Below are 12,489 nucleotides of genomic sequence, written 5' to 3'. Positions count from 1 at the left end.
TCGCCGAAGGGGCGGGCTGTCGAGGTCTCCCTTTCCTATGGCGTCGTCGTGGCGAGGAGGCGTCGCGCACGACGACCCAGATCGCTCAGATCCACCCGACCCTCCTCAGCCGCGGCCGCCAGACGCGCGGCGAGGTCCATTGCCTCGTCGAGCTCGGGTGCGGTGACCGCGGACTCCTGGCCCATATCGCGAAGGATTGTGATCTCGGTCCTGGACGCGATCAAGGGGTCGGTGACCCCGTCGATCCAGACTCGAGTGCGGCGGCCATCGCCGCGTTCCTCCCCGGTGATGCGCTCCAGGGCGAAGATACGGTCGGCGCGCGCGAACTTTCCGAAACCCAATGCCACCATCCGGGAGTCCGATGCCATGTAGTCATCTTGCCATTACGCATCGGACTTTGACTTGGCGTGCAACCCCGGCTGACAGAAAGGGTCCCGCGTCATACCGCCGCGTCTGCACCGAAGCCCTGGGCTGCGAGGGACCCATCAGACCCGCCCGACCTGGGCATGCGGCCGGCGAGTGGCACGATGGGAGGGTGGTCGTGCTGTGCCTGACCGGGGACGTGATGACGGGCCGGGGTGTGGACCAGATTCTGCCCGCGGCGGGTGACCCACGTCTGTGGGAGCGGTACGTCGCCAGCGCCCAGAACTACGTCGCGCTTGCCGAGGCAGCGTCAGGAACCATCCCCAAACCGGTGGATTACTCGTGGCCGTGGGGCGACGCCTTGCAGGTCCTCGACGAATTCGCACCGGATCTGCGCATCGTCAACCTGGAGACCAGCGTCACGAGCAGCGACGACGTCCAGCCCGCCAAGGCGGTGACGTACCGGATGCACCCAGGCAACGTCCGCTGCCTGACCGCTGCTCGGCTCGATGCCTGCGCGCTCGCCAACAACCACGTGCTGGACTTCGGCGTCGGCGGACTCGAGGAGACACTCGACGTACTCACGCGCGAGCGCCTTGCACCGGTGGGCGCGGGACGCGGTGCGCAGCAGGCATGGCGCCCAGTTGCGCTCACCGCCGGTGGCCATCGGGTCCTGGTCTGGTCGGCGGGGTCGGCCTCCAGCGGCATACCGCGAAGCTGGGCGGCAGGACCGGAACGCCCTGGCGTGGCCTTCCTCAGCGAGGCCTCCGACGCTGACGCCGACGCGCTCTGCGAGCGCGTGCGGCGGGCGAAGCAGCCGGGAGACATTGCAGTCGTGTCGGTGCACTGGGGATCGAACTGGGGGTACGACGTGCCGCGGGCGCAGGTCCGCTTCGCCCATCGGCTCATCGACAGCGGGGTGGACGTGGTCCATGGGCATTCCTCACACCACCCGCGCCCGGTCGAGGTCTATCGGGACCGGCTCGTGCTCTACGGCTGCGGCGACTTGATCAACGACTACGAGGGAATCCCGGGCGAGGAACGGTTCCGGGGGGACCTGCGGCTGTTGTACGTTGCCATGCTCGATCCGGTCGGAGGGCTCGACCAGTTACGGATGGTGCCCCTGCAGTCGCGGCAGATGCGCTTGCGGCGCGCCGCGGTGGAGGACGCCAGGTGGCTGCACCGGGTTCTGCGCAAGGCCAGCCGTGGCCTCGGCTCACAGATCGATCTCGCGCCGGACGCCAGCCTGCTACTACGCCGGTAACGCCCAATCCCGCCAGGAACTCTCCGATCCCGGTGGTGCCTGCTGCCCGTTCCCCGTCATCGGCAGCGATCAAGCTTCCGCGTCGTCTTCTTCCTGAGTGCCGAAGGTTGACCGCGCCAGCGCGTCGGCGCATCCTCGGAGTAGGAGGTTGCGATGAAGCACTCACGCATTCCCGATGGCATCCCGATTCTGTCGCGTGGCCGGCATCGAACGCCACGACGCGGCGCATGCTTCATGGAGCTCGCCTCGGTGCTCGCCGGTGAGCGGTGGAGCGATCATCCCTCCTGCACTCATCCCTTGCTCGCGTATCTGGCAAGGCTGGTGAACGATCACACCAGCGACGACGGACGCCAGCGGCTGGCGCCACTCATCCCCTCGGTCGTGTGCCGGCGTGGGAACGACCGGACGTGGCTCGCGGTCGCGGTCGCGGTAGCGGCGCAGACCATCCTCGACGTCCCCGAAGCGAAGCAGCGTGCGCTGGCAGCTGGCCTGCTTCAAGCTGAGCGCTTGTGCGCGGATGCCGAACCCGATCTGGCGGCGACCCGGCGGGAGGCCCAGCACGCGCTCGGCATGGTTCCTGGCGCGGTCGCCTGGGTCGATCGACTCGGGATCCGAGGCCGGATCGACGAAAACACCTTCGCCAAGCGTTGCGCGCCGACGATGGTCCGGTGCGCCGTCGACGGGGTCGTGGCGAACGCCAGCGCCGACTGCGACGGACGGCTAGGCGCTTTGCTTGAGGCCGGCATCGCGGCATGTCCCGCGCCTGACACGGAGATCGCCGCACCGCTTTCACAGGTGTTCGCCTGGTGCTCGTCTGGCCATCCCTGACGGGTGACAGCCGCACACCTTCGCCATGCGCACTCGCCCTCGGCCCTCTGCGGGGACCCTTTTGATGGGACGATCAGAACAGGAGGTCTGAGATCCCACGTCAGATCATCACGACATCAAACGCACCGAGCTCGCCGCTCTTCAGCCAGGGAGTCAAGGCCGGCTCCCAGGTGTTCATCTCGGGAACCACCGGTATCGACCCGAGCACCGGTCGCATGACCGGCGACAGCATCCAGGCCCAGACCCGCCAGGCGCTGGCAAACTGCGAGGCCATCTTGCGAGAGGCCGGCGCGACCCTCGATGACGTCGTCGAGGTAGGCGTGCTGCTCACTGACCCGGATGACTTCGCCGGTATGAACGAGGAATACGCCCACTGGTTCCCCGTCGATCCGCCCACCCGCTACGCCGCCAAACTAGGAGCCGAGATACCAGGACTGCTCGTCTCGATTCGCATGACGGCATTCCTTGCCTGACCGTCAGATCCATGGTTGATCCACGTCCTGCGTCAGGTCTGGGCCTGCGTCACTTCGCCGCCTGTCGGCGAGTTCGATGCGCCGGCTCCCATCGATGGGCGGGCGCGTTGCCTCGAGGTGGCAAGTCGGCTGAGCGCTAGGAGTAGCGGTGGCTCTTTGCCGCGTGGCCTTGCTCGCGTGTGCAGGTGCGTCCATTCATCGAACGGTGGCCACACAGCGCCTCGGCGGGCGAAGGCGGAGCAGCCGTCTTGACGGCCTGGGCCTTCGCAGGTCGAACCGCCGATCTGGTCGGCGTCGAGTCGGCGGTCGACGCATCTTGCCTTTCGCGATACCGGGCCTCGCGCATCGCCCGCATTGCGGCGTCCTTGCTCATTGTGTAATCACCTGACGAACTCTAGGCGTGCGTACCGACAGTTTCGTTCAGGCGCGGCGCCGACAACCGCCGCCGCTCCCCATCCCTATGGGGCCGAGAACCGCGGAGCTTGGCTATGGCGTCCCCGCGCCCAGAGGAGTAGACAGGGAACTACCGGCGGTGCCGGTCGGGCACTGCCCTGTCCTAGAAAGGAGCGGGCCGTGTACGCACGTTCCAGTACGTTCCACGGGAGTCCCGGCAACATCGACGCGGGCATAGCATTCGTCAAGGACGAGGTCGGGCCCATGCTCGACAGCATCGAGGGCTGTCGCGGCCTCTCGATGCTGGTCGACCGCGAGACCGGGCAGTGCATCGCAACAAGTTCGTGGGAAGACGAGGCGGCCATGCGCGCCAGCGATGAGCAGCTTCGCCCGGTACGCGATCGAGGGAAGGACATCCTCGGCGGATCCATGCAGATCGACGAGTGGGAGATCGTCGTCATGCACCGTAGTCATCACGGCGAGTGCGCCCGCGTCAGCTGGCTGCAGGGTGACCTCGACGCCATGGCCGAGACCTTCCGGGTAGGGATTCTTCCCCAGCTCGAGCAGACCGCTGGGTTCTGCAGCGCCAGCCTGCTGATGAACCGGTCGTCCGGCCTGGGTTGCGCCACCACGGCCTGGGAGTCCCGCGCCGCGATGGAGGCCAGCCGCTCGGCGGCCGACGACATGCGCAGCCGGGCCGCGAGCGACGCAGGCGGCGAGATCGTCGACGTGCACGAGTTCGACCTCGCGTACGCGCACCTGCATGTCCCCGAGATGGCCTGACGTCCACGTCTTCGCCGAGCCCGCACTGGCCGGGCTCGGCCATCGTGTCGGTGAATCCGCTGACGAGCCCCCGGTCTGGGAGGACACTGACCGTAAGGGAGTCCTTTGAAGCGAGGAGCCGAGGATGAGTCGCCAGATGACCATCACGATCCACGATCCTGATGTGGAGCGTCTCGATGAGCTCAGTTCGGTCTTGCGCCGGGAGCTGCTGGACCTCGGCGTCGATGATGTCGAACGCGCGAGCGCGGGCGAGGCGCCTGCTGGCACCCGTGGTATCGACGTCGCGGCGATCGGGGTTCTGCTCGTGGCCTTCCAGGAGTCACTGGTCGCCGTGACCGCCATCGTGGGGGCGATACGGGGATGGATGTCCTCTACTCGCGGGGCCAACGCGGTCGAGCTCACCATCGGCGACCAGACACTCAAGATCGACTCGGCGTCGCGGGAGCAGCAGGATCGACTCATCGATGAGTTCGTCGCAGCCCTGCACGGTTCAGGCGAGCCGGACCCACCTGCTTCCTCACCGGTGCCATGACCGCGGGTCGGCGCAGCGCACTGGTGGTGGCGAACGACACCTACGACGACCAGCGGCTGAGCAGGCTTCGCGCGCCCGCCACCGACGCCGAGCAACTGGCACGCGTGCTCCGGAACGCCGAGATCGGCGGCTTCGAGGTCGAGGTGTCACTCAACGAGCCGGAGCATGTGGTCCGGCGCAAGATCTCCAGCTTCTTCGATGACCGCGGGCCTGACGATCTCCTCCTGCTGCATCTCTCGTGCCACGGGGTGAAGGATGAGGACGGGAGGCTCTACTTCGCTACGCCGGACACCGAGGTCGACCACCTGGACGCCACGTCCCTGCCCGCCGACTATGTGAACAGGCAGATGACGAAGAGTCGTTCCCGGCGCATCGTGCTCCTCCTGGACTGCTGCTACAGCGGCGCGTTCGCGCGCGGGATGATGAATCGCGGCGATGCGCGCATGGACATCATGGAGCGTTTCGATGGCCGCGGGCGGATCGTGCTGACGGCGTCGAGCGCGATGGAGTACTCATTCGAGGGCGACCAGCTTGCCGGCCAGGGCAAGCCGTCGGTGTTCACCTCGGCTCTGGTCGAGGGCCTGGCCACCGGCGAGGCGGACCGGGATCGTGACGGGTTCGTGTCGGTCGATGAGTTGTACGACTTCGCCTTCGACCGGGTGCGGACCGTCACGCCGTCGCAGACTCCGGGCAAGTGGGTCTTCGACGTACAGGGGGACTTCTACATCGCCCGCAGCAACCGCCCACCTGAACCGGTGGACCTGTTGGCCGACTTGCGTGGCGCCATCTCGAGTCCGTTCACCAATGTGCGTCTCGGTGCAGTGGAGGAGCTGGCCGCGTTGCTGGACGACGCGGACTCCGCTCGCGCCGCCGCGGCTCGCATGGCGCTGGACGACATGGCTGAGCATGACGCACAGCGTGTCGTTCGAGGGTCGGCCGAACGAGCTCGTACGCCCGCCGAGGCCTCGCCCCAACCGTCACCGGCCGCCCCCGAGCAGCCGACACTCGTGCCGCCCCTACCAGACACACCCGCACCGGCGGCCGAAGCCGCTGTCGCGCGCGAGCCCGAGCACAGCCCGCGGCCGGTGGCAGCTACCGAGCCCCGGCCGCCCGCGTGGGTGCCGGCCGTCGCGTCAACAGCTGCCGTGGCGCTCCTGGCTGCGATTCCGTTGCCGTTGCTGGCCGAGGCCCCGTCGTCCTGGGACTCGTTCGCGGTCGTCACGCCGTTCGAGGCAGCGCTTGCCGCCCTTGCTCTCCTCCTCGCTGCGGTCCGGCTCCGCCGTCAGCAGCTGGCCACCGCCGACGCGGCAGGACTGTTCATCGTGGTCGGGGTCCTCATGGGCGCCGCCGGCATCGGACTGGTGAAGTTCTCCCTCGAGGAGATCGGCGCCATCGGAGTTGTTCTGAGTCTTCTTGTCGTGTGCGGCGGAGTGGGGGCTGTCGTGGCAGGCCGGGCGTGCTTGAGCGTGTCCTCGAGGGATCGCGACCTTGGTCCTGCCGACCCCGTCTGGCTCGTATCGGCCATGGCGGGCGCTGGACTGGCCATTCTCGCGCTGTTCATCCCCTACGACGGCTTCAGCTCGTTCTGGACCGAGGTCGAGGAGGGCGCAAGCGCCGAGTTCATCTTCGAGCCAGCGGCAGTGGTCGGATGCCTGGCCCTCGGCATGCTGTCTCTTTCCTCCCGGCGCCGGTTCGCCACCGCCGTCCTGATCTCTGCTGGTGTCCTCACCGCGGTCCATTACGTCGGTGTCGTCATAGCGGCCTGGCAGGCGATCGGCGAGGAAGGCGAGGTGCGTTCCGCCGGGTGGGTCGGCATTGCCGGGGGCCTGCTGACCGCCTTCGCCGCATGGCAGATCCAGCAGTCGCTGACACGAGGCGGCCCGGGGTCTGGCACAACCTGACCCGCTCAGGAGAGGCAGGTCAACATCGCCTAGATAGGGCATGACTCCGTATATGAGCAGCAGTTCCATGGGTTATGGCTTTCTTTCCTGCGTCTTTGGCCGACTTCGGCCACGGCTCCATGACTCTGGGCGACGGAACGAAAGCCCTGGGTAGCCGTCCGCTGATGGCCCTTCTTGTCGACTGGGACAGCAATCCCAGCAAGATCGCGAGTTTCCACGGACTCGGCTACTACGAGCAGTTGGCGTTCGGTAACCCAACGCCGCCGTTCTCGACGGCCGACCCGGTCAACCCGGCCAGCCTCACCGAGTACTTCCGGGAGAACAGCCTGGGCCGCTTCGGCTTCACCCGGGTTGGCCTGTTCGAAGTCACGATGGGATCGACGGTTCCGGACGGGGTGCCGTCCAAACGCTGCAGGCAGGTGCTGGAGACGTTTCCGCCTAACATGCTTGCCCAGCACAACGTCGACGCTGACGCCATGCTCGAGGAGAGCGAACTCAGCATCGTGATGGTGGAGAACTTCGCCGGCGCCTTGCCGGGCATCGCCTTCAACGAGGCCTTCACCCTGACCGGCAGCACCATCCCCTTCCTCCCTGACGGCATCCAGATTCGGATCCGATTGGCGGGAGGTGGCCCCCTGACACCCTTCTATCAATTGGCCCACGAAGCTTCCCACCTGTTGCGCACGATCGACATGTACAACATGGGCCAGCAGCCCAACAACGGCAACGTACTGATGACGCTGATGAGCTCCTTCTCCTTCACCAGCGACGATCAGGTCATCGTGCACCTCGACATGTGGCACAAGATGCAGCTCGGCTGGGCGGAACCACGCCGGTTCGCGCTCAAGAGCCAACGGTCCGAGGACGTGCGCGACGACACCGCCGACGGGGCCTTCATCCTCTGGGACGAGACCCGGCGGGACAGCGAGTACTTCCTGGTCGAGCGCCGCAGGTCCGGCGGGCCGGCCCGGCGTTACGACGCTGACTTCCCCGGTGACGGCGTCTGCGTCTGGCGAGTGCAGAAGTCGACCCCGAACGGACCCATCGTCCAGAACCTGCGCCCGCCGGACCTGCTGGCCGGCGTCCAGGGAGTCTGGCAGGTGGGCCAGGAGACCCCTCCCCTTGTGTGGTCCGACGGGACGACGACAAACGTGACCCTCAAGTTTGCCGCGGCTCCGGACGGCCGCGTGCGCGTCTCCTGGGGTGAGGCGCTGACCCACGCCAGCTCGGTGCGGCACTTGCGGCTGTTCCATGGAGGCAACGGCTCCGACGGCGTCGGTGGTCTCACCCGCCAAGGGGTCTTCTTCGGAGTGACGACCGAAGGCAACCTGGAGTGGAATCGCTACAACGGCCAGGGCGAGCAGGCCGGTGACCCGCTGGCCCTCCAGTCGTGGTCCCCCAACACCGGGAACCTGATCGGCCGCGGGTTCGCTCACCTGAAGCAGGTCGTCGGCGCCGGAGACGGGGTGATCTTGGTGGTCCACCCCGACGGGACGCTGCGCTGGTTCGGCTACGACGGCAACGGCGAGCCCGACATCACCGGCGCCGCGGGGTTCGTGCCGAACTCCGGCAACACCATCCGCAGCGGGTTCGAGAACGTGACCAAGATGTTCGTCGCGCCGCGCCTCGGCATCGGCCTCCAGGGGTTCAACATCTTCACCGTCGAGACCGACGGCTTCCTGCGCTGGTACCGATACACGGGCAACGGCGAGCACGACCCGGGCGGCACGATGGGCTGGCACCCCAACTCGGGACACATCGTCGGGCAGGGCTGGCAGGGCGTGCGCCTGGTGTACGCCTCGGCGAACGTGTTCTTCGTGGTCACCGAGGACAACCTGCTGCGCTGGTACTCCTACTCCGGCAACGGTGAGCAGGACCCGTCCGGCGTGCTGGGCTGGGCCCCGAACACCAGCAACCCGATCGGCCGCGGGTTCGGTGACATCGTGCACCTCTTCGGCGGAGTCACCAATCAGGGTGGCTTCGGGCACAGCATGTTCGCAGTCAACCGAGCCGGGGACCTCCGCTGGTTCCACTACCGAGGTCAGGGCGAACGGGACGAGACTGGCGCGAGCGGGTTCATCGCTCGCTCGGGAAACGTCATCGGCACCGGCTGGTGAGCGCAGCCCACGCTTTGCTAGCGGAAGACAGATCGAACGTGGTCAGGTAGCCCGCTGGCGGCCTGTATCGCGGATGTGATTGCCTGCGGATTGAGATTGTTCTGCGCGAGCGCTTGGAGCCCTCCCCCGACGTCTGCGAATCCTCCGAGTATTCCCGCCATCCCTCGGAGCCGGCGAGTGGTCAGGTCCGGGCCGAGCTCGAGAATGCCCGGCAGCTTGGTGAGCCAGTCGTTGGTGCGCAAGGCCACGGACAGAGCCGTGACGATCAGGTCTTCAACCTGCGCCGGCTCGATGTTGTGCCGGGCTTCACCGGCCACGACGTCCGCGACCATCCATTGCCGGCCGTTGCCGACGTCCACCGCGAGAAGGAGCCTTCGGCTGAGATCGCCCGACGTACTCGCTTCGAGCATTGCGTAGATGTCGGGCCAGTCTCTCCTCAGAATGCCGGCGAGGGCATCGCCGTAGTCACGTCCGGACAGCACGTGAAACAGGGACTCCGGAGCGCCATCGATACACGCCGACAACAGTTCGAAGTCCGTGCCGACGACCGGCATGCGGTTGATGCACCACCATGTGTCGATCGGTTGGCCTTGGCGATCGGAGTAGCGTCCGACGATCTCAGCGAACCAGGGAAATGAATGCAGGTTGATGTCGTCTTCGATGCGGGTCACGTCGCCCCGCGGCTTGTATGCGTCCAGCGCGACGAACTGGAACCGAGGCATGCCCGGCTCATCTGGAGACAACAAGATGGGATTGCATACGCGGTCGCGTTGGCTCACGTCGACCTCCGGAACGTTGAGGTGGTGGGACTCGTCGGGCCTGAATCCGACGCGCGCGTCTCGCGCGGCTGGGAGCGATCAGTCACCTGCGGCGCCGCATCCGTGAGACTGATCCTCGCCACCTCTTCGATCTCGACCGACTGGTCGCCACGGACCCGGTGGATCTTCACCACGACCTCGGTGGGTGAGGTCTCGAACTCGAGGAAGTGCTTGAAGAACGGCGGCTCGTCGAGGGAGTAGATCTCGGAGACGAACTTCTGGATCGGCCCGAACGGCGGGTTCAGGCCGGGGAAGGCGATCTGCGCCCGACGTCTGGTCCGCCAGCCGACGCCCTCGACCTTTGCAGGTTGGCTACCCATCTGCTCCTGCTCGGCCTCGATGATGGACGTCGCGTCCGCCTCGCTGATGAAGTCGTGGTGCGCCGGGTCGCCCTGGCGGTAGCGGGGACTCACCCACGCCTTGGGATCGGCGATCAGCGAGTAGGCGCCGAGGAACACCAGGTGGGCGAGGAGGACCGCGGCGCCGATCGCGACGACCGTGAAGAAGGCCGCGCCGACCGCCACGGCCGGCCACCACATCCTGAGCTCGTTCGCAACCTGGCCGGGCGCCGAGAAGCCCGGTACGTCGAGCAGGCCCGGAACCGCTGCCCCCAGCAGGAGCACCCCGAGGGCGAGGACGGCGACGACCAGCAGCGGCATGTACAGGCGCTCGTGCTCCCGTCGCATCCAGTCGACGACCAGCATGCCGATCGCGGTCACCACGATGAGCGCCGGCAGGGCGAAGGCGGCCCGCATCCACGCCGAGTCGACGGCTTCGGCGACCCACCACCAGAGCGCCAGCGTCACGGGCGGCGCAAGGAACGCGAGGGGCTGAACCAGCCAGCGCCGCCAGCGGATCCAGGCACGCGCCCGGCGTACGGGCTCATCGTGCAGGCGGCGGGTGAGGAAGTCCGGGGCCAGAACGGCCGCGAGCACCACCACCGCGATCGCCGCCAACGGCACAAGTCCGAGCAGGCCACTGAGGAACAGCACGGTCAGGCCCTCGCCGCTCATCACGCGCAGCATCTCGCCCGAGACGACGGCCGCCTGTGCGATCACGGCCCACACGACCGAGCGCTCGAGCCAGCGCGCGGCCCTCGCGCCGTTCACGGTGGTAACGATCCGCTGCCGCCACCCGATGATCGCCAGGACGGCGTAGAGGTCGACCGCGACGACGAGGACCCAGGACACCGTACGTCCGTCGTCCGAGCCTCCCGAGTCCAAGCCCATCGGCAACAGAGCCAGGACCACGAGAGCCGCCAGCACGCACGCGAACGCGACGTGATGCCAACCAGGCACCCGCTCGACGGGGCTCCACCATCTCGACCACCGCACGCACCAGGCGTTGAGGCAGATCCACAGGGTGCTCGCCCCGAACAGCACCAGCAGCGCTCCGGCCGCATCGGGCAGGTAGTGGTGCAGGAACAGCGTCGCCAGCACCCCGACGACCAGCGCTTCGAGACGCAGGAGCAGGCGGCGTACGAAGCGACTGCGTCCGGGACGTTGCGGCATCAGGTGCAGCAGCATCAGCACGGTCATCGCGGCGATGGCCGCACCCCCGGGACCGACTCGAACGAGCTGGTCCCCGAGCTGGAGCTGACGGCTCCACCCGGTCTCGGCGAGCCACCGGCCCAGGACCACTCCCCCGCCGAACATCACGACGGCCAGCAGCAGCCGCCAGATGCTGGGGACCAGCTGCTGGGCGAAGTACGCCAGCGACTCGGCCGATCCCGGGAAGAGCCTGGTCGGCCGGAATCGCAGGTTGGTTCGCGCATCCGAGGTGGCCGTCCGGATGGGATGGGTGGCGTGGGTGTACGCGCCGCCACCACCACTGACGATGTGCCACAGGCCGTCGCGCGAGCTGTCCGGCGTCGTCGGGTCGTACAGCTGGAAGTTGTGGGTGTCACCTCCCACCGTCGCGACGTAGCGGTGGTTCCTGTCGGCCACGACGTCGTAGACGGTCTCGCCGGGGCGTCCGTCCACCGCACCCTTCCGGCGCTCACCGTTGACGAACAGCGGCTTGCCGGTCATCAGGATCTTCGGCCTCTCGCCGCCCAGCGAGCTCAGCCAGTCGAACTGCGGGCCGTCGATGGTCCCGTCGATGCCGGTGTCGATGCACACCAGGTCCACGTGCTCGGTCTCGATGACGAAGTACGGCGCCGGCTGCAGCTCGGCCTCTGGTGCCGGCTCGCCATCCGGGGCCGGTTGCCCCCACCGCGCCGGCGCGGCTCTGCCGGCCGGTTCGCTGGGTGTGCGCCACATGACGCGGCCGAAGCGGTCCCGGATCAGCTGCCATCCTCCTAGCGGCTCGTCGAACGACGGCGTCAGGAGATCGCTGGGCCAGGTCGGCGGTGCGTCCGCCGGGTACAGGAACTGGTGGGCGAAGCCGTAGAGGCCGTCGTACCAGTCGTGATTGCCGGGCATCGCGTAGACCGGGACATTCTCCGGAAGCGAGAACTTGTCGCGTACGTCGAGGGGCGCCTTGAGGTCCGGCACCCGGTTCGACCGGTACGGCTTGTAGAAACCGTCCACGTAGTCGTTGACGTTGCCGGACGGGTAGATCACGTCGCTCAGGACGAGCACGAAGCCGGCTTGCTCCGCGGCGCGCGCCAGGGCGGGCGCGACCACGTACTGCGACGGGTCCTGCTCGCCGGTGTCGCCGATGACCAGGAACCTCGAGACCCCGGAGGCGGGGATCGTCAGGGGCTGGTCCTTCTTCGTCCAGTGCGCACGCAGGTTCTCGACGAGCCCCTGCGTACCGCGTCCCAAGACGTCGTTGACCGACTCGATGAGGGTGCGTGCGGCGATCCAGGAGAGGCTGTTCCACTTGGTCGGGTCGTTCTGCAAGTAGTCCCGCGTGCGAGCCCAGTCCTCGCTCCCGGTCTCGGAGTCATCGCCCTGAGCCACAGCCATAGCCATCTCCTCCGCAGGACGGACCTGGTCGCCCGCGCGACCGCATACAACAGGTCTAAGCAGATCCCCGCGCGGCGCTACGGTAGCGCGAGCCATCTCCTCAAG

Annotated in this window: 10 protein-coding genes; 7 read left to right on the top strand and 3 right to left on the bottom strand. The window is 67.5% G+C overall.

Going from position 1 to position 12,489, the window contains the following annotated elements; all coding sequences use genetic code 11:
- Positions 1-35: 35 nt before the first annotated feature.
- Positions 36-368 carry a hypothetical protein gene (locus ACFX43_RS16830; protein WP_141793738.1) on the bottom strand — a complete coding sequence of 111 codons (333 nt, stop codon included), beginning with the start codon at positions 366-368 and terminating at the stop codon, positions 36-38.
- A 173-nt stretch (positions 369-541) separates the two neighbouring features.
- Here ACFX43_RS16830 and ACFX43_RS16825 point away from each other — a divergent pair, with 173 nt between their 5' ends.
- The 7 genes from ACFX43_RS16825 (at position 542) to ACFX43_RS16795 (ending at position 8,654) form a co-directional block, all read left to right on the top strand.
- Complete coding sequence (locus tag ACFX43_RS16825) at positions 542-1,627, top strand: CapA family protein (protein ID WP_378830072.1); 1,086 nt, start codon at positions 542-544, stop codon at positions 1,625-1,627.
- A 153-nt stretch (positions 1,628-1,780) separates the two neighbouring features.
- Positions 1,781-2,455: a hypothetical protein gene (locus ACFX43_RS16820; RefSeq protein ID WP_378830070.1), complete on the top strand. Its 675-nt coding sequence runs from the start codon at positions 1,781-1,783 to the stop codon at positions 2,453-2,455.
- A 92-nt stretch (positions 2,456-2,547) separates the two neighbouring features.
- The gene (locus ACFX43_RS16815) at positions 2,548-2,928 is read left to right on the top strand and encodes a RidA family protein (RefSeq protein WP_378840950.1); all 381 of its coding nucleotides are present in this window, start codon (positions 2,548-2,550) and stop codon (positions 2,926-2,928) included.
- Positions 2,929-3,501: 573 nt separating this feature from the next.
- Complete coding sequence (locus tag ACFX43_RS16810) at positions 3,502-4,104, top strand: antibiotic biosynthesis monooxygenase family protein (protein ID WP_378830068.1); 603 nt, start codon at positions 3,502-3,504, stop codon at positions 4,102-4,104.
- 136 nt (positions 4,105-4,240) lie between these two features.
- A complete protein-coding gene (locus tag ACFX43_RS16805) occupies positions 4,241-4,636 on the top strand; it encodes a hypothetical protein (RefSeq protein ID WP_378830063.1) in 396 nt (131 codons plus the stop codon).
- Entirely contained in the window at positions 4,633-6,537 is a 1,905-nt protein-coding gene (locus ACFX43_RS16800; protein WP_378830061.1) for a caspase domain-containing protein, read from the top strand. Before ACFX43_RS16805 ends, ACFX43_RS16800 begins: the two co-directional genes overlap by 4 nt.
- Positions 6,538-6,701: 164 nt before the next feature.
- Complete coding sequence (locus tag ACFX43_RS16795) at positions 6,702-8,654, top strand: tachylectin-related carbohydrate-binding protein (RefSeq protein ID WP_378830054.1); 1,953 nt, start codon at positions 6,702-6,704, stop codon at positions 8,652-8,654.
- Positions 8,655-8,671: 17 nt separating this feature from the next.
- Here the strand turns inward: ACFX43_RS16795 and ACFX43_RS16790 are convergent, their stop codons facing one another.
- Both ACFX43_RS16790 and ACFX43_RS16785 read right to left on the bottom strand, forming a co-directional pair.
- Positions 8,672-9,376: a hypothetical protein gene (locus ACFX43_RS16790; protein ID WP_378830049.1), complete on the bottom strand. Its 705-nt coding sequence runs from the start codon at positions 9,374-9,376 to the stop codon at positions 8,672-8,674.
- 53 nt (positions 9,377-9,429) lie between these two features.
- On the bottom strand, positions 9,430-12,384 hold the full coding sequence (locus tag ACFX43_RS16785; protein ID WP_378830046.1) for a metallophosphoesterase: 2,955 nt from the start codon (positions 12,382-12,384) through the stop codon (positions 9,430-9,432).
- Between the last annotated feature and the right edge of the window lie 105 nt (positions 12,385-12,489).

It is taken from the genome of Nocardioides sp. YIM B13467, assembly GCF_042788075.1.
In the GTDB taxonomy this organism is placed as follows: Bacteria; Actinomycetota; Actinomycetes; order Propionibacteriales; family Nocardioidaceae; genus Nocardioides.
This window is presented reverse-complemented; position numbering and strand designations above follow the sequence as displayed.

Coding starts and splice junctions, on each gene's coding strand:
- ACFX43_RS16830 (WP_141793738.1), bottom strand. CDS start 368: ATGGCATCGGACTCCCGGATGGTGGCATTGGGTTTCGGAAAGTTCGCG.
- ACFX43_RS16820 (WP_378830070.1), top strand. CDS start 1,781: ATGAAGCACTCACGCATTCCCGATGGCATCCCGATTCTGTCGCGTGGC.
- ACFX43_RS16805 (WP_378830063.1), top strand. CDS start 4,241: ATGACCATCACGATCCACGATCCTGATGTGGAGCGTCTCGATGAGCTC.
- ACFX43_RS16800 (WP_378830061.1), top strand. CDS start 4,633: ATGACCGCGGGTCGGCGCAGCGCACTGGTGGTGGCGAACGACACCTAC.
- ACFX43_RS16795 (WP_378830054.1), top strand. CDS start 6,702: ATGGCCCTTCTTGTCGACTGGGACAGCAATCCCAGCAAGATCGCGAGT.
- ACFX43_RS16790 (WP_378830049.1), bottom strand. CDS start 9,376: ATGCCTCGGTTCCAGTTCGTCGCGCTGGACGCATACAAGCCGCGGGGC.
- ACFX43_RS16785 (WP_378830046.1), bottom strand. CDS start 12,384: ATGGCTGTGGCTCAGGGCGATGACTCCGAGACCGGGAGCGAGGACTGG.